Annotated in this window: 20 protein-coding genes and 5 pseudogenes; 19 read left to right on the forward strand and 6 right to left on the reverse strand. The window is 53.9% G+C overall.

Going from position 1 to position 24,649, the window contains the following annotated elements:
* The first annotated feature begins 77 nt into the window (after positions 1-77).
* Genes bioA through nadB form a run of 3 tightly spaced genes read left to right on the forward strand, consistent with a single transcriptional unit; the run spans position 78 to position 3,825 of the window.
* Positions 78-1,421, forward strand: a complete 1,344-nt coding sequence (gene bioA / locus EDC26_RS05650) for an adenosylmethionine--8-amino-7-oxononanoate transaminase (RefSeq protein ID WP_132580766.1) — start codon at positions 78-80, stop codon at positions 1,419-1,421.
* Positions 1,414-2,151 carry a dethiobiotin synthase gene (bioD, locus tag EDC26_RS05655; protein ID WP_132580353.1) on the forward strand — a complete coding sequence of 246 codons (738 nt, stop codon included), beginning with the start codon at positions 1,414-1,416 and terminating at the stop codon, positions 2,149-2,151. The genes bioA and bioD overlap by 8 nt, the downstream gene beginning before the upstream one ends.
* 12 nt (positions 2,152-2,163) lie before the next feature.
* On the forward strand, positions 2,164-3,825 hold the full coding sequence (gene nadB, locus EDC26_RS05660) for an L-aspartate oxidase (protein ID WP_132580769.1): 1,662 nt from the start codon (positions 2,164-2,166) through the stop codon (positions 3,823-3,825).
* Positions 3,826-3,829: 4 nt separating this feature from the next.
* On the opposite strand, the gene nadC is transcribed toward nadB, so the two are convergent.
* From nadC to EDC26_RS05675, 3 genes and pseudogenes are all read right to left on the reverse strand, one after another.
* Positions 3,830-4,714 carry a carboxylating nicotinate-nucleotide diphosphorylase gene (gene nadC / locus EDC26_RS05665; RefSeq protein ID WP_243700796.1) on the reverse strand — a complete coding sequence of 295 codons (885 nt, stop codon included), beginning with the start codon at positions 4,712-4,714 and terminating at the stop codon, positions 3,830-3,832.
* Positions 4,711-5,844 (reverse strand): quinolinate synthase NadA, encoded by a 1,134-nt coding sequence (gene nadA / locus EDC26_RS05670; RefSeq protein WP_207915068.1) that lies wholly within the window; start codon positions 5,842-5,844, stop codon positions 4,711-4,713. The genes nadC and nadA overlap by 4 nt, the downstream gene beginning before the upstream one ends.
* Before the next feature lie 332 nt (positions 5,845-6,176).
* Positions 6,177-6,549, reverse strand: a pseudogene (locus EDC26_RS05675) (VOC family protein).
* 486 nt (positions 6,550-7,035) lie between these two features.
* Between EDC26_RS05675 and EDC26_RS05680 the strand changes: the two are divergent.
* The 3 genes from EDC26_RS05680 (at position 7,036) to EDC26_RS20550 (ending at position 10,293) form a co-directional block, all read left to right on the forward strand.
* Positions 7,036-7,230, forward strand: a complete 195-nt coding sequence (locus EDC26_RS05680; protein ID WP_132580357.1) for a DUF1059 domain-containing protein — start codon at positions 7,036-7,038, stop codon at positions 7,228-7,230.
* Positions 7,231-7,677: 447 nt separating this feature from the next.
* Positions 7,678-9,063, forward strand: a complete 1,386-nt coding sequence (locus EDC26_RS05685; RefSeq protein WP_165930923.1) for a tyrosine-type recombinase/integrase — start codon at positions 7,678-7,680, stop codon at positions 9,061-9,063.
* Positions 9,064-10,071: 1,008 nt separating this feature from the next.
* Positions 10,072-10,293, forward strand: a complete 222-nt coding sequence (locus EDC26_RS20550; protein ID WP_207915069.1) for a plasmid recombination protein — start codon at positions 10,072-10,074, stop codon at positions 10,291-10,293.
* On the opposite strand, the gene EDC26_RS20085 is transcribed toward EDC26_RS20550, so the two are convergent.
* Positions 10,188-10,697, reverse strand: a complete 510-nt coding sequence (locus tag EDC26_RS20085) for an XdhC family protein (RefSeq protein WP_165930912.1) — start codon at positions 10,695-10,697, stop codon at positions 10,188-10,190. The genes EDC26_RS20550 and EDC26_RS20085 overlap by 106 nt on opposite strands.
* Between EDC26_RS20085 and EDC26_RS05695 the strand changes: the two are divergent.
* The 10 genes and pseudogenes from EDC26_RS05695 to EDC26_RS05740 form a co-directional block, all read left to right on the forward strand.
* A pseudogene (locus tag EDC26_RS05695) lies at positions 10,611-10,829 on the forward strand (transposase domain-containing protein); the annotation flags it as partial. The gene EDC26_RS20085 and the pseudogene EDC26_RS05695 overlap by 87 nt on opposite strands.
* A gap of 172 nt (positions 10,830-11,001) precedes the next feature.
* Positions 11,002-11,910 (forward strand): LysR family transcriptional regulator, encoded by a 909-nt coding sequence (locus tag EDC26_RS05700; RefSeq protein ID WP_132580360.1) that lies wholly within the window; start codon positions 11,002-11,004, stop codon positions 11,908-11,910.
* A gap of 117 nt (positions 11,911-12,027) precedes the next feature.
* Positions 12,028-12,234 (forward strand): annotated as a pseudogene (locus tag EDC26_RS05705) (helix-turn-helix domain-containing protein); the annotation flags it as partial.
* A pseudogene (locus EDC26_RS05710) lies at positions 12,228-12,559 on the forward strand (helix-turn-helix transcriptional regulator); the annotation flags it as partial. The pseudogenes EDC26_RS05705 and EDC26_RS05710, both read left to right, overlap by 7 nt.
* 105 nt (positions 12,560-12,664) lie before the next feature.
* On the forward strand, positions 12,665-12,946 hold the full coding sequence (locus EDC26_RS05715) for a hypothetical protein (protein WP_132580362.1): 282 nt from the start codon (positions 12,665-12,667) through the stop codon (positions 12,944-12,946).
* 11 nt (positions 12,947-12,957) lie between these two features.
* Positions 12,958-13,175 (forward strand): annotated as a pseudogene (locus EDC26_RS20290) (aldehyde dehydrogenase family protein); the annotation flags it as partial.
* Between the two features lie 172 nt (positions 13,176-13,347).
* Positions 13,348-14,115, forward strand: a complete 768-nt coding sequence (locus tag EDC26_RS05725) for an enoyl-CoA hydratase/isomerase family protein (RefSeq protein ID WP_165930925.1) — start codon at positions 13,348-13,350, stop codon at positions 14,113-14,115.
* Positions 14,112-15,353 (forward strand): CaiB/BaiF CoA transferase family protein, encoded by a 1,242-nt coding sequence (locus EDC26_RS05730; protein ID WP_132580366.1) that lies wholly within the window; start codon positions 14,112-14,114, stop codon positions 15,351-15,353. Before EDC26_RS05725 ends, EDC26_RS05730 begins: the two co-directional genes overlap by 4 nt.
* A gap of 23 nt (positions 15,354-15,376) precedes the next feature.
* Positions 15,377-16,339 (forward strand): tripartite tricarboxylate transporter substrate binding protein, encoded by a 963-nt coding sequence (locus tag EDC26_RS05735; protein ID WP_132580368.1) that lies wholly within the window; start codon positions 15,377-15,379, stop codon positions 16,337-16,339.
* A gap of 141 nt (positions 16,340-16,480) precedes the next feature.
* Positions 16,481-19,936 carry a pyruvate carboxylase gene (locus EDC26_RS05740; protein ID WP_132580370.1) on the forward strand — a complete coding sequence of 1,152 codons (3,456 nt, stop codon included), beginning with the start codon at positions 16,481-16,483 and terminating at the stop codon, positions 19,934-19,936.
* A gap of 55 nt (positions 19,937-19,991) precedes the next feature.
* Here EDC26_RS05740 and EDC26_RS05745 read toward each other — a convergent pair whose 3' ends face one another.
* Together EDC26_RS05745 and EDC26_RS05750 are read right to left on the reverse strand one after the other, a co-directional pair.
* Positions 19,992-20,813, reverse strand: a complete 822-nt coding sequence (locus EDC26_RS05745; protein WP_132580372.1) for an HpcH/HpaI aldolase/citrate lyase family protein — start codon at positions 20,811-20,813, stop codon at positions 19,992-19,994.
* Positions 20,814-20,924: 111 nt separating this feature from the next.
* Positions 20,925-21,752 (reverse strand): HTD2 family dehydratase, encoded by an 828-nt coding sequence (locus EDC26_RS05750; RefSeq protein WP_132580374.1) that lies wholly within the window; start codon positions 21,750-21,752, stop codon positions 20,925-20,927.
* 212 nt (positions 21,753-21,964) lie between these two features.
* On the opposite strand from EDC26_RS05750, the gene EDC26_RS05755 reads away from it, so the two are divergent.
* From EDC26_RS05755 to tnpB, 3 genes are all read left to right on the forward strand, one after another.
* A complete protein-coding gene (locus EDC26_RS05755) occupies positions 21,965-22,900 on the forward strand; it encodes a LysR substrate-binding domain-containing protein (RefSeq protein ID WP_132580376.1) in 936 nt (311 codons plus the stop codon).
* Positions 22,901-23,221: 321 nt separating this feature from the next.
* Positions 23,222-24,151, forward strand: coding sequence for a hotdog family protein (locus tag EDC26_RS05760; RefSeq protein ID WP_132580378.1), 930 nt, complete (start codon positions 23,222-23,224; stop codon positions 24,149-24,151).
* 141 nt (positions 24,152-24,292) lie between these two features.
* Positions 24,293-24,637 (forward strand): IS66 family insertion sequence element accessory protein TnpB, encoded by a 345-nt coding sequence (tnpB, locus tag EDC26_RS05765; RefSeq protein WP_132580379.1) that lies wholly within the window; start codon positions 24,293-24,295, stop codon positions 24,635-24,637.
* Positions 24,638-24,649 lie beyond the last annotated feature (12 nt).

A 24,649-nucleotide genomic window follows, 5' to 3' on the forward strand; every position in this document is an offset into this window, starting at 1 on the left:
CCGCGGCCTGCGAACCAAAGGGCGATTTTGAGGAGTTGTCATTGAGAAAAGATGTACCCTTTGCAGGGCCATCGGACATGGTTCGGCGCAGTCTGAAAAGCGTCTGGCATCCCTGTACCCAGATGCAGCATCACGAAACGGTCCCGCTCGTTGCAGTCAGCCATGGTCGCGGCGCCTGGCTCTATGACGCAGAGGGAAAACGCTATCTGGATGCCATCAGTTCGTGGTGGGTCAACTTGTTCGGCCATGCCAACCCGCGCATCAACGCGGCGCTCAAGGAACAGCTGGACACACTTGAGCACGCGATGCTGGCAGGGTTTACACACGAACCGGTGATCCGTTTGTCGGAATGCCTGGCCGCACGCACCGGGAATGTATTGGGCCATTGTTTCTACGCCTCGGATGGTGCGTCGGCGGTGGAAATCGCCCTAAAAATGAGCTTTCATGCGTGGCGCAATGCCGGTCATGCGGCCAAACAAGAGTTCGTCTGCCTGAAAGGCAGTTATCACGGAGAAACCATCGGCGCACTGGCGGTCACCGACGTGGCTTTATTCCGTGATGCGTACAGCCCGTTGCTGCGGCCGGCCCATGTCGTCATGTCGCCTGATGCACGTGCCGCCTGCGACGGCGAAACAGCCGCGGATGTGGCGCGCCGCGCCGCCGGCGCACTAGAGTCATTGTTGCAGCAACGTGCAGGGCATATCGCCGCGGTCATCATCGAACCCCTGGTGCAATGCGCGACGGGGATGGCGATGCATGATCCGGTCTATCTGTCGGAAGTACGAGCCTTATGCGATCGCTACCAAATTCACCTGATCTTTGACGAAATCGCTGTCGGCTGCGGGCGTACCGGAACTTTTTTTGCATCTGAGCAAGCCGCTGCGATCGGCGCCGACGGAGCACCGGTCTGGCCCGATCTCGTCTGTCTGTCAAAGGGTATCAGCGGCGGTTATCTTCCCCTGTCGCTGGTCATGGCAACGGATGCGATCTACCAGGCTTTTTACGATACCGACACGACCCGCGGCTTTCTGCATTCCCATTCGTATACCGGTAATCCACTGGCCTGTCGTGCGGCATTGGCCACGCTGGAAATTTTTGAGCAAGACGATGTCTTGAACGCAAATCAGGTGCGCGCGCAGCGCATCACGGCAGGGTTGCTCTCGCTGGCGGATCATGCGCGTGTGCGCCATTTTCGTCAACGCGGCATGATCTGGGCATTTGATGCCGCCATAGACGATCCGGCCGCAGTGGCCCGCTTCTCGCGACATTTCTTTATCAAGGCGCTCGAAAACGAATTGCTGCTGCGCCCGATAGGCCGCACCGTTTATTTGATGCCCCCGTATATTCTCGACGAAGCGGAATGCGACCTGTTGGCGGAGCGCACAACCGCTGTATTTGAAAGCGTGATGGCTGATGCGTAATCTGAAGTGCGCTTATTTCGTTGCCGGCACCGACACTGAAATCGGCAAGACGCTGATCGCGAGCAGCCTGTTATATGCCCTGACGCAAACCGGCCTGCGCACGGCCGGCATGAAACCCGTCTCGGCCGGCGCCGAGCTGCGCGACGGCATCTGGCATAACGATGATGCCGATGCGTTGGCGGCGCAGGCCAGCGTGGTGCTGCCGACAGCGCTGGCGACCCCTTATGTGTTGCGCGAGCCCACTGCACCGCATATCGCCGCCGCACGGGAAGGCCGTACGATAGAGTTGCCGCATATCTTGGCTTGCTACACGCAGATTACGGCGCGTGCCGATGCCGTGGTGGTCGAGGGCGTTGGCGGCTTTCGGGTGCCGCTGAATCAGGCTGTCGATACGGCTGACCTGGCGCAGAAGTTGGGCTTGCCGGTCGTACTGGTGGTCGGGTTGCGTCTGGGCTGCATCAGCCACACATTATTGACGGTGGAAGCGATTGCCGCGCGTGGGTTGCAACTAGCGGCCTGGGTCGCCAATACCGTCGACAGCCATATGCTCAACAGTGAGGCTACCGTCGATGCGCTTGCGTCGCGTATCGCAGCGCCTTTGCTGGGCACGGTTCCAAGGCTTTCCGCTGAATCTCACCCTGGCGCAAAATGGGTATCAATCGTTGGCCGTTATCTGAATTTTTCAAGTTTGCCGGGCTGGCCGACTAATGCAACGCCCCTTGGGCAGTGACGTGAAAAGATGATTAAATTTGATGTGGCCATTATCGGAAGTGGCTTGGCCGGCCTGACGGTGGCGTTGCACCTTGCCTGTGATAAAAAAGTAGTCGTTATTTCCAAGAGAGCATTGCTTGATGGTGCCAGCAACTGGGCGCAAGGAGGTATTGCGGCAGTGCTGGACTCTCACGATAGTCACGCGGCGCACATCGCCGATACGCTCACGGCAGGCGTGGGATTGTGCGATGAGGCAGTAGTGCGCTATATCGTTGAAAATGGCAAATCGGCCATTGACTGGCTGATTGAGCAAGGCGTGCCCTTTACTCCCGATGCCAAGGCTGAATTGGGCTTTCATCTGACACGCGAAGGCGGACACAGCCAGCGTCGTATCATTCACGCAGCGGATGCCACCGGCCATGTGGTGCAAGTCACGCTCGAACAAAAGGTACGTGCACACCCCAACATTACGTTGTTGGAGAATCACTCTGGGGTAAAGCTCATTACCCGTAGAATCGGGCGTACGCAAGCTGAGACCCGGGTTAAAGATGTCGCCGACTCTGACAGGCGAATAGATCCATTGCAATGTCTTGGCCTGTATGTATTTGACGAAGTCAGCGACAGAGTCGAAACCGTTCTTGCCGATCACACGGTGCTTGCCACGGGCGGCGCGGGGAAAGTCTATCTGCACACCAGTAATCCGGATACGGCGACGGGCGATGGCATCGCGATGGCGTGGCGCGCTGGATGCCGGGTGAGCAATATGGAATTCATGCAGTTTCATCCAACCTGCCTTTATCACCCGACGGCCAAATCGTTTCTGATTTCTGAAGCCCTGCGTGGCGAAGGTGGTCTTTTAAAAATCCCGACGAAGGCAGAGACGGACGCTGGCCAGAGGTTCATGCAACATTATGATGAGCGGTTGGAACTCGCGCCTCGCGATGTGGTCGCACGGGCGATCGATGCCGAGATAAAAAAACGTGGCCTGAATCATGTCGACCTGGATATCAGCCATTGCTCACCAGGATTTATCGAGGAGCATTTCCCCACCATTTATGCACGATGCCTGACTTACGGCATCGATATCACTCGCGAGCCCATTCCCGTTGTACCGGCGATGCATTTTACGTGTGGGGGGGTGGTCACCGATCTGGCGGGCTGCACGGATATTCCTTGCCTGTACGCGGTGGGAGAAGCCGCGTGTACGGGCTTGCATGGCGCCAATCGGCTGGCGAGCAACTCCTTGCTGGAATGCCTGGTCATGGGCCGCAGCACAGCGCAATTCATCAAGCGTCAGGCCGCGCGTACAGAAATGCGAATGCAGGAAGCCGTATCCGATTGGGATGATAGCCGGGTGGCGGATGCCGATGAAGCTGTGGTGATTTCTCATGCCTGGGACGAAGTGCGCCGCTTGATGTGGAACTATGTGGGCATTGTGCGTACCGATAAGCGCTTGGCGCGCGCACAGCATCGCATCCATTTATTGCAGGAAGAGATCGAAGCGTATTACCGAAGCTATCGAGTCAGCAGCAACATGCTGGAGTGTCGCAATTTAATTCAGGTGGCGGCGCTCGTCGTGCAAAGCGCCCTGTCGCGCAAAGAAAGTCGTGGCCTGCATTTCTGTCAGGATTACCCTTACATCTTGCCCAAAGCGTTGCCAACCGTGCTGACTCCCAATGCCGGATTTCGGTAAGCTATTAGGGCGTCTCTACAACACGCATGGAAAAATCAACGGCGCGAACGTCTTTCGTCAGGCTGCCGATAGAAATGCGATCTACCCCGGTTTCGGCAATATGGCGTACCGTCTCTTTATTAATGCCGCCGGAAGCCTCCAGCAGGGCGCGGTCAGCGGTTATATTCACGGCTTTACGCATGGCATCCAGACTAAAATTATCCAGCAATATCGACGTGGCCCCGGCCACTAATGCTTCTTCGAGCTGGGCCAGGTTTTCTACCTCGATCTGAACCGGCACCCCTTGTGGCAGCGTCAGTGCCAGTTTCATGACGGCGGCCACGCCCCCGGCGGCGGCGATGTGGTTTTCCTTGATCAGCACGCCATCGTATAAGGCCAGTCGCTGATTGGCGCCACCGCCCACGCGCACCGCATATTTTTGCGCCAACCTCAGTCCGGGCAAGGTTTTGCGCGTATCCAGAATCTTGGCTTTAGTGCCTTCGACGACATGCACATAGCTCCGTGTCGCAGTCGCTGTGGCAGACAGCAATTGCAGAAAGTTCAGCGCGCTGCGTTCAGCGGTAAGTAAGCCACGTGCCGGCGCCCGGATGCGGCACACCAGGCTATTCGCGCGCATGAGCTGACCTTCCGCGTAGCACCATTCAATGCGGGTGCGTGGATCGCAGCGCAGCATGATGGATTCGAACCAGGGCGCACCGCAGAGCACGGCCTCGTCGCGAACTGTCAGTTCAGCCGTCTTCATGTCATCGATCGGTACGAGAAGCCCCGTAACATCGCCGCTGCCCACATCCTCGGCGAGCGCCGCTTCCACGTTAGCCAAGAAAGCCGTTTGCAGCGTCGCATCAAAAGGCGCGAACGGATTGTTCAAGTTCGTCATGTACGCACTCATGCCGGGCCTATTCCTGTAAAAAGGGCTTGTTCTTTTGCCAGATCGGCGCCGGGCCGAACATTGGCCTTGCGCTGGGCGGCGAAATCCAGCATACGATCAATACAGACCACCGCGCGACGGCCGATGTCCGCGTCCATCGTTATTTCGTTGGCGCCGGATTCAAGCGCATCGGCCAGGCTCTGTAGCGAGTTCATGGCCATCCACGGGCACTGCGCGCAGCTCTTGCACGTAGCGCTGTTGCCTGCGGTCGGGGCGGCGATAAAGTATTTGCCTGGCGCGGCCTGCCCCATCTTGTGCAACAAGCCCATATCGGTGGCGACAATGAATGTGGTTGCATCAAGCGTTTGCGCCGCCCTGATAAGCTGCGACGTTGAACCCACCACGTCCGCCTGTGCGACCACAGCCGCAGGCGATTCCGGGTGTACCAAGACCTTGGCCTCGGGATGTTCTTGGCGCAGCAGTTCCAGCTCCAGTCCCTTGAATTCATCGTGGACTAGACACGAACCCTGCCACAGCAGCATATCGGCGCCTGTTTTTTCTTGGATATAAGTACCCAGATGCTTGTCTGGCGCCCACAGTATTTTTTTTCCCTGTGCATGCAGATGAGCGACGATGTCCAGGCCAATGGACGAGGTCACCATCCAGTCTGCGCGGGCTTTGACGGCGGCGCTGGTGTTGGCGTAAACCACCACCGTGCGTTCAGGGTGCGCATCGCAAAAAGCGGTAAATTCAGCCGCATCACAACCCAGATCGAGCGAGCATGTCGCCTCTAGGTCGGGCATGATGACACGCTTGTGCGGGCTCAGGATTTTGGAGGTTTCTCCCATGAAACGCACACCGGCTACTATCAGCGTTTGGGCCGCATGGTCGCGTGCGAAACGGGCCATTTCCAGCGAATCCGACACACAGCCGCCTGTTTCCTCCGCCAGGTCCTGGATGTCGGCGTCGACGTAATAATGCGCCACCAGCACGGCCTGATGTTGTTCCAACTGTCGCCTGATGCGCGCCTTCAGAGCCTGTTTCTGATCGGTGGACGCGGGGTCGCGCACGCGCGCCCATCCCTGGGCAATCGTACTCAGCCCCGAGAGCATGTGTGGCTGCTCAAATTCAATAACTTTAATTTTCGACATGGGTGGCGAAGAGAGAGGACTACAAGTGGGGAGTAATCATACGTGGATTCAAGTCTGACGTGCAACGACTATGACGTTATGAAGAGAACGTGCTTACAGGGTTGTGTCAACTCATCAATACCCTTAATCCTCGGACGGAAGGCAGATTCTTATTCTTTGTCGGGCATGTAACATTGACGGCCGGCACGTAAAGAGCATTAGGGAACAGGTAGGAAAGATATATTTGTTGGGCGGATGGCAGCCACAAGGGCTGCCGCTACAAAGACGTACCTGTCAATAATGTAGTGGCAGCCCTTGTGGCTGCCATTGTCTATTGCATCGAACGCCATTGTTTATTGCATTGAATGCAAACCCACCATGTTTCCTTCGGTGTCTAGAACCAGGGAGATAAAGCCGTACTTGGCCGATCGACATTTTGTTTTTGTGAATGCCGCCTCCAAATTTTTTGAAACGGCTTTCCTCGGCGGCACAATCTTCGCAATGGAAATAAACCAAGGTACTGTTGCCGCCGGATGGGACGCCATCCATTTTGACCAAGGCTCCACTAGCGCCGCTACTGCCCATGTCCATCGGAAATCCCCAGAGTTCGATTTCCGGGCTCTCGAGTTTTTCCAATTTGAGTTGAAAAACGGATTCGTAAAATTTCTTTGCGCGATCGAGGTCTTGCACGTAGATTTCAAACCAGCCAACAGGATTGTGTTTCATCATGGTTCTCCGTCATGGAAGGCAAAATTTTAGGTATGCGACACATTGGCGCCGCTGACTGGGCACCCCATCCATACGCGTAATCGCATAGGTAATGGGCGATACCTCTTTTGCTGCCTGTTTTTGCCGCAAAAATGGACAACCCATTGTTCGGATTATGGCACCCACAAGGGGTGCCGCTACCACTTACAAAGGTAAGTTTTTGTAGATGCCATTTTGGCTTTGCCGTTGGCGCGAAGGCGTATAATTCAAGGGCGGCAGCGGCAGGGTATTCTTGCGTGCCGCAACGTCGCGATGAACAATTTTTCTCATAATTCAAAAATAGGGATGTCGCTCGCCGCCGATAGATTCGGCCCAAGTAATACGCCAAAACGCGTTAGGTCCAAGCAGGATTGCGGCATGGCATTACCAACGCAGTATCGGGCTTTTGCCCTGTTCACAGTCTGTCTTGTTGTTTCAACTGTTTAATCAACGGGAGTCACAGCCATGACACGTAAATATATCGACTGTCGCAGTGTGCCAAGCGACACGAAATGCTCTGTTGCCATATCGGCCGACAATGAAAAAGAGCTCATGGAAGTTGCAGTGCAGCATGCGGTCGCTGTTCACGGTCACAACGATACACCGCAATTGCGGCAACAACTGAAAGAGGCGTTTAGAGACGGCAGCCCACCTAATTAGGTGGTAAGCGCCGCACAAGTGACGAACTCCGCAGACGTTGCTGCGTGTTGATCAGGTGGATGGCACCCACGAGGGGTGCCGCTACATTATTCACGGGCACGTCTTTGTAGCGGCACCCCTCGTGGGTGCCATCTTGCCCAAAACTTACCCAGAAAAGAAAATGCGGCTTTGCAAAAACCTTGCAAAGCCGCATGAATAGTGGTCGGGGCGAAAGGATTCGAACCTTCGACCCTCTGGTCCCAAAGACATGGAACGAGTGTCTATCAATGTCTTTTGGCGTAGTTGAATTCAATTAAATCAAATATATATAAGAATTTTGTGTCGGTTCACGGCTTTTGACGTACACTCAAATCCACGAATTTTAGTGGGGCAAACGTGGGGCAAAAAATAAGTACTGCGATCACGCCTAAAAACGGTGGAACGTTCGCGGAAATGGAATTGCGGCACGTGGATCATGGTGCAATCTTACTGGAAGATGGCCTGAAGGGCCGGGCAGGCACAAAGAAAGGCGCGCTGTCAATCCGTTGGACACACAGGTACTTTAGCCCGACGCTCAAAAAAACCCGTGAGATCGGGTGTGGCATTTGGCCGGTTGAAAAGATGAAAACCATCCGCGTGCGGCGCGACGGATATCGGTTGTTGCTCAGCCAGAGTCTTGACCCGTTGGATGAAGCGCAAGCGGCAGCGCTAGAAGGTCAACGTCATCTAGCGGAAGAAAGGGCTTCCCTGGCGGAGCGCGAGGCTCAGGCCGCCACCGAAGCGGCAACCTTGCTTACGGTTGATAGCCTCATGCTTGCATGGTTAAAAGACGGTGTGAGGCACAGGGACGGCAACAAGGAAATCACCTGGCGTTATGAAAAATACATCAAGGTTGGCCTAGGCCCCATTCCGGTCAAATTGTTAACCGAGGATCGGGTGCGTGGGCATTTGAAGGAGCTCGTCGCACGTGGCATGAACCGCACTGCCGTCCACGTTCGCGATAATCTGACTGCCGCATTTCGGTGGGCAGAGAGGCGTCAACCCTGGCGCAGGCTATTGATTGACGGCAACCCACTTGATTTAATCGACATTAAGCAGATCGTCGACATTGACTATGACAATATCCGCACGCGCAAGCTGTCCGAGGTTGAGATAGCAGAGCTTGGCACGATCCTGCACACGATCAGATATGGGTACGAACAGGCGGCGGCAGGCACGAAATATATGCACCTGCGCCCGATTCAAGAGGATACTGAGTTGGCCGTGTGGATTATGTTATCGACGTTATGTCGGGTCGGAGAGTTGTCGAAAGCAGAGTGGCGCTATGTCGATTTTGATGCGCGCACATGGCACGTACCGAGGGATCACGTGAAAAAATTGCGCGGCAACGTGCATACGGGCATCACCATTTCCTTATCCGACTTTGCGTTCGACCTTTTCAAGCGCTTGCACCTCATCAACGGTAATACACCCTATTTGATCCCGGCCCGGCGTGGAGATAAAGGGCACATCAACGAACAAGCGATTACAAAACAGATTACCGACCGGCAGGCGATGTTTTGCAAGACGGGAAAAGCAAAGCAAAACAGGAAGCAGGATAACAGTTTGGTCTTATCAAAAGGCAGTAACGGCAACTGGACGAGTCACGATCTGCGGCGCACAGGTGCAACGCTGATGCAATCGCTGGGTATTACGCCGGTCGTGATCGATTTTTGTCAAAACCACGTGCTTGAAGGCAGCAAAACGCGACGGCATTACATGCAGCATCCCTATATCGCTGAAATGAAAGTTGCATGGACGGCGCTAGGCCAGTATTTGTTGCTGATGAAGAACGCAAAAAATGGCGACGCGTGACTACCCACTTCGAGTGGCTTTTTTCTTTGCCCCCTGGCCTTTTATGTGACACCACTGTTTGTCCATAATGCCACCTCTTCATCCGTTTGGCGAAATTTCAGACCGATGCTGGAGCTCTGGAAACCATTTATACGCGCGGGTCACACGTTATAACTATATGAGGGCAGCGTTTCACGTGGGATGCCATTGCCAACGCAATGAGGGCGTCGAGGTCACTTTCTTTTTTAATCCTTCGTTTGATAAACAGGGTGAAAAACTAGACACGTCACGTGGACGGCCACTTCAAATAATCACGATTTTCGCTGACACTTGTAATGTCTATTTCGATACCAGCGACCTCGCATGATAAACACAATCTCAATACAAAAGCCCGTCGGATTGACCAGATTATCGCGAGCCTGCGGTCTGGCTCGAGGGTTCCGGCGGGTACTCGAGCGGCAGATCAGAGTGGGGTGCGTAGGCCCGCGTCGGTTGCGCTTGCCACTCGAGGTTGGTGGATGTCAAAGGGGGCATGGCGAAATCAATAACCTATGGGACATTTGCATTAAGACGTGCAGGCCGAGCCAGACTGATCTGCGCGTTGTGGGGGAAGCAAAATGAGAAATTCAAGTATCGATCCCGCAGGACTTTACCCAGTAGGCGCCTTCATTGGGATGTTCAGCGTCAGCCGCGCATTTTGGGACAAACTGCGCAGCGAGGGCGCGGCCCCACAGCCTCTTGTAAGGGAATGGCGCCGCAAGACTCTTTATCGTGGCTCGGACCTGTTGTTTTGGTCCGAAAACCCATCGACGTACGCTGAGCGCGCAGCGGCTAGGTCGCGTGACATTGGGGAGGATGCCCAAGCCAGTCTGGCCGCTCCGGGGATGTGTAAGCTCGATGTTGCCTGCGAGCCAAAGAGGGCCACGGTACGTGGCCGGGCGCAATCGTCCCGAGAGTTCGATAATGAAGGTGTAGTAAGTACACCTTCATGCACACATTCACTATAAATGATAATTTTGGGAGTTTGCCATGGTGGGGTACGCAATTTTACGAGCAGCAAAACTTAAAAGCTTTGGAAGTATTGGTGCCTCTCTTTCGCACAACTATCGATCTCGCGAGACGCCCAATGCCGATTTCAACCGCACTCACAAGAATAAGCACTCGATGCGTGGCCCAGAGGATGTTGTGGAAGCCATCAAGGCTCGTTTTCCTGAGAAGAGGCGTAAAGACGCAGTTCTGTGCATGGAGTAGCTGGGGCCGAAGATCGCCGCCATGGCCGTCTCATCGATTTCCAGGCTGGTGGGTGTTTCTGCAGGCGAGAGTGTTACCTCGCCTGTTCCGAGCAGCACCCGTCGCCTCATCAGACGGCCTCGATCCAGAAGCGCGCACAGTTGAGAGAGCGCTTCCAGGCATGGGGTGTATTCAAGCAGCAATTCCAGAGTTCCGCCGCATGGAAGCCCGAAGCGAAAGGCTTCATCCGCGCTGACACCGTACTTCAGAAGCTCGGTGCCCCGGCGTGCGCGCCAACCGGCGTCCAAGTCGTGATGGCGCACAATCAGATCGTCTTCTATGCAGCCATCGTCCAGAGTCTGCTGGTGACCTGTCGCCTGCATGACATCGATCCCTACGACTATCTGGTCGACGTGTTGCAGCATGTAGGCCAGCATCCTGCGTCGTTGGTCGAGCAGCTCGCGCCGCGCGTGTGGAAGACGCTCTACGCCAGCAACCCGCTTCGCTCCGACCTCTACCGCCTCGACGAACCGACGAACCCCCAGTCACGTCAATAACGCCGTCTGCTTACCGCTTACCTGTGTTCGGTGAAATGGCGATTCAAAACGACATAGAATAAGACCGAGTTACAAATTGTTTTCGAATTGGCTTTTACCCGTTCAAACAAGACTCAATCGAATATGGCTGAGCCCAAGCGGATCTTCAGAGCGAGTACGGTATGGTGGCGAGATGACTGGGAAAAATACTGATCTCAATTTACTTCTAATTTTTGATGCCATTATGGTCGAGCGTAATGTTACGCGGGCCGCTGACCGGGTCGAAATAAGCCAGTCATCCGCTAGCAAGGATTTGACTCAATTGCGTATCTTATTTGGTGATCCGCTTTTTCTACGTACGCGTCGAGGTGTTGTTCCCACACACAAGGCTCTCGAGGTGGCCGAAGATGTTCGTAGAGCCATACAGGCTCTCAATAATCTGTCCAAAGCCCGAGGCGAGTTTGAGCCGCAAACTGCGCAAGTCGAGTTCAATATTGGCGCGACTGATTATGTATCATTTGTGCTGCTGCCTAAACTACTCGAAAAATTAACGTCTAGTGCTCCTAGTACGCGTATAACAATTCATGATATTGATCAGCTGCCCGCAGAAGAAATGCTCCTGTCCAGCAAAGTCGACCTTGTCCTTTCTTCGGCTGCTAGTGTTTCCTTCCCGCTCTATCGGCAAGAGCTCTTTCGAGATAACTATGTTTGCGTCTCGAGAAAGAACCATCCTGCCATCAAAAAGAATTTCACATTAGCGCAGTTCCTTGCGTGTCGTCATTTAGGAATGCCGGGTCAGAATGGTGGCCGAGAACGGGTGCTGCCCGATGTGATGCGGCAGATGGAGTTATCGCGCGATGTGGCCATATATTTGCCGCATCTGCTTTCTGTACCGCCCATGTTAATCGCTACCAATTTAGTGATGATGTTGGCCAGCCGGGTGGCCGAAGCATTTGCCGCAGCGTATCCTATAAAGATATATAAGCATCCCTTGCGGCTTGGAGATTTTGGTGTTTATCAGCTTTGGCACGAACGCACACACCGGAGCCAGTCGCATCAATGGTTACGAGCCTTGATCAAAAGTACCAGCGACGAGACTTGATCGTTAACCTGGTACTCCTTAAACTCATAAGTGCCGTAAGTACGATCGATCTTTGAGCCGATGCTGTGATTCAGGCAAAGGCTTTCGCGCTCGACAACCACGAGTGTTCGGCTCACGCGGCGCGCGCAGATAGTGCTGCTGGCCGTGGCAGGACGGGATAACACGGCGATTGCCACCGAACTGAATGTCGGGCGCGCACAGGTGGAGCGCTGGCGCGAACGCTACGTCCAAGGCGGGCTCAAGGCCATTGAGTGCGACCGACCGCTCCTCGGGGTGGGCGCACCCGGAAAAATCGTTTCGCTTTGCCGATGTATTCCGCACTGACGGCCATATTTAACGATCCGGCACGCCCATGGACGCTGCACGAACTGGCCAGGCTCTGCAACGTGTCACGCGCCACGTTGGTTCGCCACTTTCAGGACAATGCAGGACACTCGGCCAAGGATCTCTTGACGGACATCCGCATGACATTGGCTGCCAACGAACTGAAGAAGCCAGGAGTTTCAACCGAAGTCGTGGCCGAGACGGTGGGCTACCAATCTGTGGCGCTTTCAGATGCGGCTTCACTCAGCACATGGGGATGAATTCAGGGGGTTGGCGGCGGATCACTGGCTCGCGCCAGAGAGCCTCCCAGTTTCGCAATCTGTAGCAGGCACTCAGACAGGGGCGACGACTCGGTATGCAGGGATTTCTTTATAATCATATGCTGCAACAGTCCTATCTCCTTAGGCGTCAATGCTACGCGTGCAGGGCAATGATGGCTGGCTCGGTTAAGCATTGTCATCCAGAAGATCCGCCAACTGGTGATGCAGAATATTGCGATGATATTAGTCAGGCGTTGAGCCGTTCTGAGCTTGGAATCTTCGGCTTTGCGGCCCGACTTGAGTATCTTGTGAAAGAGTTCGATCTTCCAGCGCATGGCATATCAATCGAGCTTTTCAATCGCCTCTTGGCGTGTACGCACGGGCAAATCCGTGATGAGCTTCCATTCAAGCTTCTTGCGGTGCGCGGGCGCATCGATTTCAGTGGCATATAGCACGGTCAGACGATACGATTCTAACGTCCTCGCCCGATAAACGTATTGTCGTAATCAAAGAGCCGATTGGCGTCTGCGCAGCAATCACGCGTTGGAATTTTCCCTTGTCCATGATCAAGCGTAAGGCGGGCGCTGCGTTGGGCGCGGGATGCCCCATTGTGGTCAATCCCTCACGCAGACGCCGTATCCTGCGCTGGCCATTTTAGCCGAGGAGGGTGGCGAACAGGCGCTTTGCCGCCTGCGAAAGGTTAAAATTGCAGCCGCCATTTCAAGCAGACAGTCCTGGAATTTAAGTTTCATCACTATGCAAAAAACGTATTGTGAGATGCATTTATATCAATATACGTAATTATTCGTGACGTTTAAATTACATCATTCTGATAAATAACTGGATGATGAATATGGAAAAAACTGTTCTCTTCGAGGTTCGTGAGCGAGTTGCTTATATCACGCTGAATCGGCCCGATAAAAAAAACGCCATCAATCGCGCCATGCGCAAAGAGATCCAGGATGCCTACCTGAGAGTCAAGACCGATCCGGGAATTTGGGCCGCTGTCCTGACGGGCAACGGCGAGGTTTTCTGTTCTGGGAAAGATCTCATGGAAAAAAATCTGCCCGAAGACGACGATGGCTCGATTATGTCTAACGACGAGCTCTATCTTTTCCAGCGCTTTATCTATAAGCCTATCGTATTGGCGCTGAATGGCCCCTGCCTTGCGCAGGGTGGGGGGTTTGCGCTTAATGCCGATATCGTGGTGTTTTCAGAGCGTGCCAGTATCGGTTGGCCGCAGGTCAAGCGCGGCATTTCTTCGGTAAGTGGTCCGAGTTTTCTGCCTCATGCAATACCTTGGAATCAAGCGATGGCTTGCCTCATGCGTGGCAAGTTCATCGAAGCGGATGAAGCCTTGAGGCTGGGGATTGCAAACGAAGTCGTGCCCCATGGACAACTGCTGCAAGTGGCCGAGCGTTGGGCTAGAGAAATACTCGAGAACGCCCCTTTGGCGGTGTGCGCCATTAAAGAAGCTGCACGCCGAGGCCAGGAAATTCCGGCAATGGACAGAATGTATCAAGCCCGGGACGTCGCCAATCGCGTGTTGCTGTCGCAAGACTCGAAAGAAGGAATCACTGCCTTCAAGGAAAAGCGCAAAGCCAACTGGGTGGGACGATGAGTCAAGATAAAAACAATCGTCGGGATGAAGGTTCGCTACCCAAACCGTTAGCTGGGATAAAGGTTCTGGACTTGACACGGGTCATTGCGGGTCCCTATTGCACCATGATGCTGGCCGACATGGGAGCAGATGTCGTAAAAATCGAAGAACCTTCGCGTGGCGACGAATTGCGCTGGGTAGGACGATATCAGGGTAGAGCAGACCATGATGAAGACTATTTCAATGCGTCAAACCGTTCCAAGCGCAGCATAGCACTCAATCTGAAAGATCAGCATGAGCAAAAGATCGCGAGCGATCTTGCGCGCGTGGCAGACGTAGTAGTAGAGAATTTTTCTCCCGGTGTGGCCGAACGCCTGGGAATGGGATGGCAAGTACTGAGTGAGCAGAATCCCGGTCTGATTTACTGCTCGATTTCGGGATTTGGACAATCCGGACCTTATCGCAACCGCCTTGCGCTCGATCCGATTATTCAGGCCGTTTCTGGCGTGATGAGTGTTACGGGCCATGAGAATGATCCACCCATGCAAATTGGAGCGCCGTTAGGCGATGTGATCGCGGGCATGTTCGGTGCATATTCGATAGCGGCGGCTATATACGGTAGATCTATAACTCAAAAGGGCCGGTATATCGATATCAGTATGCAGGATTCGATGCTCGCCGTTCTAGGACCGAGAATGGGTGAAGCGCTTCAGGCCGGACTTAACCCCAAGCGCCACGGCAATGAAAATCCAATGCGCGCACCAGCGAATTCATATCAAACCAAAGGCGGAGACTATATAGCGATTATTGTTCAAAACGATAATCATTGGGAAAACTTCTGCAAGGCAATAGGTCGGCTGGATCTGTTCGAACTACCGGAATTTAGAACTATGGAAAACAGGGCCTTGCAGCGCAAACGTCTAAATGCGATCGTTGCAGGCGAATTTTTGTTGCATAGCACTGAGCAATGGATGCGAAGATTGGATGAAAACCGCATTCCACACTCCTTGGTCAACACTTATCTCCAGGCTCTTGATGATATACAAGTCAAGCATCGAAAGCTGATTAAAGAGGTTATCCATCCGGCCTCCGGAAGTATCAGATTAGTGGGCGCTCCCTGGAAATTCAATCAGGATCTTGACGAAATTTTTTCCCCGCCCATGCTGGGCCAACATACACGTGAAGTATTGCAAAGCTGGCTAGGCCGTGATGAGCCCAGCATCTCATCCGCCACATCGCAACAAAAAGAAAATATCTGAATTCCCACCACAGGAGAGACAACATGCGATCATTAATCACCCCACTTTTACTAATCAGTTCCCTGGCATCGTTTAGTTGCCATGCCAATAAATATCCAGACAGGCCTATTCGATTAATCGTCGCTTCAGCTGCAGGGGGTGGCAATGACTTCGTGGCACGTGCCATTAGCCAGAAGGTCTCCCAAGAACTTGGACAGCCTCTTGTCATCGAAAACAAGGGTGGCGCAGCTGGACTTGTCGCCAGCAATTTTGTGGCTAAATCGAATCCGGATGGCTATACGCTCTTGCTCGTCTTCGCCAATTTTGCCACCTTTCCCAGCCTTGGTAGAAAGCTGAGTTTCGATCCTGGGAAAGATCTAATTCCCGTTTCAAATATCGCAACCACCCCCTTGGTTCTGATGGCTCCGACAGCCTTACCGGTCAAGTCGGTTGGAGAATTGATTCAATTTGCCAAGAAAGAACGGAAAACTCTAGACTATGCGTCTCCTGGTGTCGGGTCGATGGGACATTTGGCGGCAGCATTATTTGAAAAAATGGCCCATATAAAAATGAACCATATCCCTTATAAGGGGGGCGGCCCCGCCATCATGGCACTCCTCACCGGCGAAGTGCAATTGTTTTTTTCGACCCTTCCAGCAGCGATGCCCCAATTGACCGCCGGGCGATTGCAAGCACTAGGTATAACCAGTAGCAAGCGCTCCGCATTTGCCCCCAATATACCCACCATATCGGAATCAGGATTACCGGGATACGAGGTGGATGGCTGGGTGGGGCTTTTCACGCCGGCAGGAACACCCGAGGCCATAGTCAATTCAATCTACAAGGCTTTCTCCGATGCCGTTAAAGACAAAAATGTACAGACGCAATTTTCCAAAGAAGGTGTCAGCCCTTTGGGCAATACACCCGCCGAGTTCTCCAGACAGTTGAGAAAAGACGTAGAAAAATGGAAGCCGTTCATTCAGACTCTTGACGCAAATCCAAATTGACGCGACTCCCAATCCAACTTATAACCAATATCGTAAGTAATGTCATTGACTACGGCGGATGGCGCGCCACTCGGGAGCGTCCCGCATGGCGCTTTTTTATTGCGCTCCACAATCCTCAGTTAATTTGCAGGGCTAATTTCCATGAAGAAACGTTCCGTCGCCTCAATCCTTGTCGCCAACCGAGGCGAGATCGCCATACGCGTGATGCGTGCTGCCACGGAGATGGGCATCCGCACCGTGGCCGTGTACTCAACAGAAGATCGTTTTGCGTTGCACCGATTCAAGGCCGACGAGAGCTACATTATCGGTTTTGGACAAAAGCCAATAGCTGCTTATCTTGATATCGCTGAGATTATTCGCGTAGCGAAAGAGGCCAAAGTCGATGCCATCCACCCGGGCTATGGCTTCCTTTCTGAGAATCCCGATTTTGCTGATGCATGCGCTGAGGCTGGTATTTCCTTCATCGGACCGCAAAGTGAGATCATGCGCACTCTGGGGAACAAGGTCGCGGCTCGCAATCTTGCACAGTCAGTTGGAGTTTCCGTCATGCCGGCTACGCCGCCACTCCCACTCGATTCCGAGGCAGTGCAAGTGGCCGCCGCCAAGATTGGCTACCCGGTTATGCTCAAGGCTAGTTGGGGGGGCGGTGGGCGTGGCATGCGCATTATCGAGAACGAACATGAACTTTTGACCCAAATGTCGGTTGCGCGTAGTGAAGCACTGTCGGCATTTGGTAACGACGAAATTTACCTGGAAAAGCTCGTCAAGCGTGCCCGCCACGTTGAGGTTCAGATTCTGGGTGACACTCATGGGAATTTGTTGCATCTTTTCGAGCGGGATTGCACTGTGCAGCGGCGTAACCAGAAGGTTGTCGAGCGAGCGCCAGCCCCGTATTTGTCAGATTCCGAGCGTCAAATACTGTACGATGCCGCCTTACGTCTTGCCAGGGCAGTAAAATACACCCACGCCGGCACCGTTGAGTTCCTAATGGACACGGACAGTGGCAAGTTCTACTTTATCGAAGTCAATCCCCGCATTCAGGTTGAACACACCGTCACAGAACAGGTCACAGGTATAGACTTGGTCAAGGCACAAATTGCTATTACTCAAGGCGCTGTCATCGGCAAGCCCGGCGCGATCGTGCCGCCGCAGGATCAGTTGCGCATTAATGGGCACGCGTTGCAGTGCCGTGTCACCACGGAAGACCCCGAAAAGAACTTCGTGCCAGACTATGGACGCCTGTCTGCTTACCGATCCACCGGCGGCTTCGGTGTTCGCTTGGACAGCGGTACAGCCTACTCAGGGGCGGTGATCACACCTTACTACGACTCACTGTTGGTTAAGGTCACGTCTTGGGGCGCAACGGTTGAGGATGCCATTTTGCGTATGGATCGCTCTTTGCGCGAATTCCGCATTCGTGGAGTTGCCACCAATTTGGCTTTCCTGAGCAATGTGATTGCCCACCCACTGTTCAGAAGCGGACAATGTACCACCCGTTTTATTGATCAGACGCCCGAGCTGCTTAAATCCAAGGCGCGCCGCGATCGTGCTACCAAATTGTTGAGCTACCTGGGCGAAGTCACCGTCAACGGTCACCCAGAAATGAAGGGTCGAGCATTGCCCGATCTGCCGCTGCCGACACCGATTAAGCCGGCTTGTGACCTTGGCCAGGCACCTCCATTGGGTACGCGTGACCTGTTTAAACAACTTGGCCCAGTTGCTTTCGTCCAATGGATCAAGGAGCAGCAGCGTGTGTTGCTGACGGATACCACCATGCGTGATGCTCAGCAGTCGTTGCTAGCTACTCGGATGCGGACCCACGACATGCTTGAGATTGCGCCGTACTATGCACGCCTGATTCCCAACTTGTTCTCGCTTGAGTGCTGGGGCGGTGCCACGTTCGACGTCGCGCTGCGTTTCCTTAGCGAAGACCCGTGGCAACGCCTGACTCAGCTCAGAACGGCCGTTCCCAATGTGCTGCTGCAGATGCTTTTGAGAGCATCTAATGCTGTGGGCTACACCAACTACCCCGACAACGTCGTGCGCTATTTCGTCGAGCAGGCTGCCAAGGGAGGTATTGACGTGTTTCGTGTTTTCGACTCGCTCAATTCGGTTGAGAATATGCGCGTGGCCATGGACGCGGTGCGTCAGAGTGACGCGCTGTGCGAGGCTGCCATTTGCTACACAGGTGATCTGTTTGATCCAAAGCGATCCAAGTACAGCCTGTCTTACTATGTCAAGATGGCCAAGGAGCTTGAAAAGGCGGGTGCCCATATCCTGGCAATCAAAGATATGGCCGGCGTTTGCCGCCCCCGGGCCGCAGTTGCGCTCATCAAAGCTTTGAAATCCGAGACTGGCCTGCCCATCCATTTCCACACCCATGACACCAGTGGCTTGTCGGCAGCTAGTGTTCTCGCGGCCGTGGAAGCCGGATGCGACATCGTGGACGGTGCCGTCGACACAATGAGCGGCCTGACCTCACAGCCGAACCTAGGTAGCTTGAGCGCTGCGCTGGAAGGTGACCCCAGAGAGACCAAGATCAGTCGGGAAGCCCTACGTGGCCTGTCGCATTACTGGGAGGGTGTACGGCGCCTCTACAGCCCGTTCGAAAGCGATATTCGCTGTGGCACGTCCGACGTGTATCGCCACGAGATGCCGGGGGGTCAGTACACCAACCTACGTGAGCAAGCCCGCGCCATGGGATTAGAGCCTCGCTGGCCCGATATTGCTCAGGCTTATGCGCAGGTGAATCTGCTGTTCGGAGACATTATTAAGGTCACGCCCACCTCCAAAGTGGTAGGTGACATGGCCCTCTTCATGGTGGCCAACGACCTCAGCCCCGAGGACGTCGTTAACCCCAACAAAGAACTTGCCTTTCCGGAGTCGGTGGTGTCTCTGTTCAAGGGTGAACTAGGGTTCCCTGCAGATGGTTTCCCCTCCGCATTACAGAAAAAAGTACTGAAAGGACAGCCTGCTCTGATCGGTCGTCCAGGTGAGCACATGGCTGCTGTTGACTTGGAGGCTGAGCGTGAGAAGGCGAGTAAGCTGGTCGGACACACAATCAATGACCAGGACCTGGCGTCCTACTTGATGTATCCCAAGTTATTCCAAGCCTTTTCGAAACACCGCAGCCAATATGGGGACGTGAGTGCCATCCCAACGTCCATCTATTTCTACGGATTGCAGGATCACGAGGAGATCGCGATACCGATCGAACGGGGAAAGGCCCTGCTTGTGCAAATCCAAGGCCGTACACCGGCAGATACAGATGGACAGTGTCGCCTGTTCTTCGAACTCAACGGTCAGCCAAGGTTAATTCGTATTCCACAAAAGGGAGCAAAAGTCTCAGGCGGCTTTATTCGTCAAGCAGATGAAAGCAATCTGAACCATGTGCCGTCACCGATGCCGGGCATGGTCGCTCGAGTGGCGGTCAAGGAGGGGCAACGTGTAGTCAATGGCGATATGCTGGCCTCGGTCGAGGCCATGAAAATGGAGAGCCTAGTTTGTGCGGAGCGTGACGGTGTAGTCAAGGCTGTCTATGTCAAGTATGGTGATACAGTGCCGGCCAAGGCCTTGCTCATGGAGATAGGAGACTAATCATCCAGGACTTGCTCGAGCAAGTTCTGGATGATTTAGGCCGTAACGAGTGGAGCTATGGCTGCCGCTGCTGGACTATACGTCTGGCGCGTTCAATAACGGGCATGTCCACCATTTCCCCGTCTAGCTTGAAGACAGCGGTGCCTGTTTCCTGCACAATTTTCAAGACGCGCTCGGCCCACTCGATTTCTTTGGCGGTAGCGGAAAAAACGGCATTCACAGTAACGACCTGGAGTGGATGGATACACAACAGGCCCGAGAACCCCATGCCCTTGGCGAGTTGCGCTGTATGTATCAAGCCAGTTTCGTCCTTGATGTCTGGCCACACGCCATACAAGGGCGCAGCAATGCCTGCCAGGCGGCTTTGCAGAACAAGCTGACAGCGCACATGATTGAGCACGATGGCCGCGCCGCTGGAGCCAGTATCCAGGCCAAGGTCCAGGCTAAAGTCGAGGTTGCCGAACGCTATCCGTGAGACGCCTTTTTCATGGCAGATTTCTGCCAGATTGTCCGCTCCCCGTGCGCTTTCGATAATCGGCATGACGCGTTTACCTGTTGCCGCAGCGTGTTGTATCTGTTGGCCTGTTTCGGCCTTGGGCAATACAATTCCGATTATGGAAGGTAATGTCCTGCATAAAGCCAGGTCTTCTTCGAACCACGGTGTGGTCGCGTCGTTGACGCGTACCAGGATCTGGCTAGCGGGATAGTTGGCGGCGAACGAAGCGATATGCTGGCGTGCCGCGGCCTTGGCATCGGCTTGGATAGCATCTTCAAGGTCGACAATGACCCTGTCCGCCTGGCATGCAAGCGCCTTGGGGATGCGTTCAGGCCGAGAGGCTGGAACAAAAAGCGCGGTGCGCAAGATGTGATCGAGCATTTAATGTCTTCTTTGTTAGGGTTTCAATAAGATGGACTGCAACACATGCCAGGAGGGGTAGTCCAAGCCGCCGGCACAATAAACATTGCCCAAGAGATCGGGGCGGCGGCGTTATTTCCACTGAATCTGGGCCTGGTGTGCCAAAGTGCCTTCTTGTTCGGCCCAGACTTGGGCGAGTCCTTGCTCCTGTATGACGCCTGCAATCTGGAAAGGGGTGGGCGAGATAAGCGGGCGCAGACCTCGGTATGAGAAATGAGTGATTGTCTTGTCGGGATTGGCCTGCTGAAAGCCATTCAACATATACGTGGCGATCAGGGGGCCATGTACGACCAGGCCCGGATAGCCTTCCTCTTCAGTGACATAGGGGAAATCATAATGGATGCGGTGCGTATTGAACGTGATCGCCGAATAGCGGAATAGCAAGGTTGAGGTCGGGATGATCTGGCTCTTCCAGTGACTGACGGGCGCCGCCTCGGAGCCGGTCAAGTTAGGCGGGGAGGGTGCTCGATAGACAATATCCTGCTCTTCCGAAATCGCAAGCTCGCCATTCTGCCGGTATTCGTGCTCAACCGTTACGAACAGCAATTTTCCGGCGCGGCCTTCTTTTTCTTTGATGGCGAGGATGGTAGATGTCTTTGTGCCCTGTGTCCCTACGAGTAGGGGGGTGAGAAACTTTACTCTGCCGCCTGCCCACATACGATTGCAGCCGGCTACTGGCGGTAGGAAGCCGCCCAGTTTGATGTGGCCATCGACGCCCAATTCGGTTGTCGGGGCCGAGTCGGTAAAGATAGCCCAGGTCCACAGGGGCGGGAGTGGGTCTCCGTCCGAGGGGACTGCTGTACCCAGTGTTAACGCGATTCGTTTGACATGATTGGCATCAAAACGAGACATACTCGTCTCGCTGCGGCCGATCCAGGAAGAAAAGTCTGTAGAAGTCATTGTTTTACCTTTATTAAAATCTGATGTCGATCTGTCTGATTCTCAAAGAATTGCGGGTTTTCGTGAAATTAGGCAGCGATACCTTCTTTCGAATCTTGCGACAACAACACGCGATTGATGATGTTTTATCAGAGAATGAGGTAATTTTACGCTTGACATACGATTACGTATATTGATATATATGCATTCCATAATACGATTTATGCATAGTGATGAAACTTAGATCATTGGAGTGCCTGCTTGAAATTGTGCTCTGCGACTTCAGCCTTTCGCAAGCGGCAAAACGCCTGTTCGCCAGCCAGCCAGCGGTGACGCGACAGATTCAACTTTTAGAGCAAGAACTGGGTTTCGAGGTGCTGCTCAGGCTCGGCAACAAGATCGGTGGCTTGACCAAGGAAGGGTTAGCAGTCTATGAACGCGCCTGCAACATCATCCATGAAGCCCGGCAACTGAGCTCGCTCAGTTCAGAAATAGGCCAAAGCACCAAAGGTAAGTTAGTCATTGCGACTACGCATGTGCATGCTCGCTACACATTGCTGCCTTGTATCAAGCAATTTCGAGTTTCCTATCCCGATGTGGCTATTTCTGTAATTTCTGGTGACCCAAGGTCGATTGCCCATGCTGTCATGATTGGCCAAGCTGATTTTGGCTTAAGTGTCGAGGCGCTTGAAGGCTATCCTGATCTGATCACTTTTCCTTGCTACCATACTCGAAGATTGATCATCACGCCTAAATCACACCCATTAATGCAGGTCCCTTCGCTTTCGTTGAAATCGCTTGCGCAATATCCGTTGATTGTTTATGACAAGCGCTTTTCAAGTGGTTGGCGAGTTTTGAAGGCATTTGAAAACGCAAATATCATTCCCAATATCGTCCTCACTGCCATCGATGCCGAAGTGCTGAAGGCTTATGTTGCTGCAGGGCTTGGGATTGCGGTTATTCAAGCGCTTGCATTCAATCCTCAACATGATCTTGAGATCGATGCCAGAGATCCCGGTGATTTGTTTGAATGCCCCATGTCGGGCATTACGCTCAGGAAGGGATCGTTTCTTCGAGGCTTTACGTTGCAGTTCTTGAAGCTGCTGGCGCCTAAGCTAGATCTACAATCGAGCGAGGTGGGGCAGTTCGTTCAGACGCGTCTGGCTTGATTGACCGGGCGGTTAGGTTGTTTTCAGATCGACCTGCGTCTGTAGAGGTTATTGTTTTAGCTTCATCCAAGTCACACACATCCCATACTGCGGTACAGCACCGATGGTCAAGCAGGGCAGAGGATGCGCTAATCAGAAGAGTGAAGTAATTAAGTGGCCCTTTATCTTATCTATTGTGTCCTTTTGTATAACATGGTCAGCTTTGCCGGGTGCTTAAGCTGCATCTCACTAATTTTGTAAGTTCTCGCGTGCGAGGATCTGGCATTGGCGATACAGCGGCTGATGATCCAGATCGAATACTGCTGATATACAGAGGAATAAATGAAGAAATCAATGCCCCAGGAGATTCAGCAAGTGCTCAAGGGATTGGCATTGAATCGGCAGCCCGGTTGGCATTTTCCTGGTAACTTTCTCGATATGTCCGTCGATGAGCTTGGAGCCGATGGCGTTCGGCTTACCGTCGACCCGGGCCGGCACTGCTCTGACACAGATGGCCAGACGAATATGAGTGTGGTGGGGATGCTAGCGGATATTGGCATGGCTGTGGCCATCCGCAAGCATGTGGATTTTGCCGTTCGCATGGCCACTGTTTCAATGACGCTGCAATTCACCGGAGCGCCTCGCATTGGGCTCTTGGAGGCACGGGGTAGATTTGATGGTTTTTATCGAGATTTGTCTGGGCAGCAGGGCCTGTCGCGTGCGGAAATATTTTCCGATGGCACGCTATTGTGCACTGTCAGCGGCAGCTTTCTCGTTCTGGACAAGAGTGACGGGCTTCAGCCGATGCCTATGCGGCGGCACGGCGCAGTGGATTCCGCAGGGACACTCCTTTCAACCGAAGCATTGACTGATCAGGAGCAGGTAGTGTATCGGCGAGCTTGCGAGGCGTTGGGGCCTGGGCCGGGCTCATTTATCGAGCGTTTCTGGGGGTTTTTGCCCCAAAAACAAGAACAGGGCGCGTCGTGTGATTTTGTCAACGGCCTGCATGTTGGAAATCGCGTTGGCCACACGCAAGGGGGCATTACTGTTGCACTGGCAGCGCTTACCGCCAGTGCCGCCCTGGGGACAGATTGGTGCCTCGTTGGCCTTTCTTCGTGGTACATACGCCCAGGAACAGGGCCAATGCTGCATGCCACGGCCAACATTATCCATCAGGGCAGTTTTACTGCCGTAGTCCAAGTAAGTATTTCAGATGACGCTGGCGGAGCGGTGTTGATAGCTTTGTCGAATCATTCACGGGCGGTGGAATGACGCGGCGGTTGGCGAAATGAGGCCTCAAGCAAAGGGTGGCGCCACAGACGATATTGAGCTGATGTTTAGCGCCGCGCGTGTTGTCATTCGCGGCGCGCCTGACCCAGCCACGTTACGCTGCGTCATTGATGCACTGCGCTCATGATCGGCCTACCGGCAGGAACACGTGTCTGGCTGGCGGCCGGTGCCACAGATATGCGCCGGGGCTTCGATGGCCTGGCGACTACCGTGCAAGCCACGCTTCTCGAAGATCCCTTCAGCGGTCATGTGTTCGTTTTCCGGGGCCGCAAAGGAGACCGCATTAAGGTCTTATGGTGGAGTGGCGACGGCATGTGTTTGCTGGCCAAACGCCTGGAGCAGAGTCACTTCGTGTGGCCCAATGCCGAAACGGGGTCGGTGCATTTAACGCCGGCGCAGTTGTCGATGTTGCTCGAAGGCATCGACTGGCGGCGACCCGCTCGCACGCATAGACCGACACAGGTTTAATCTGGCGGAAAT

Origin of the sequence: Paralcaligenes ureilyticus (assembly GCF_004346225.1) — a bacterium.
Lineage (GTDB): Bacteria > Pseudomonadota > Gammaproteobacteria > Burkholderiales > Burkholderiaceae_B > Paralcaligenes > Paralcaligenes ureilyticus.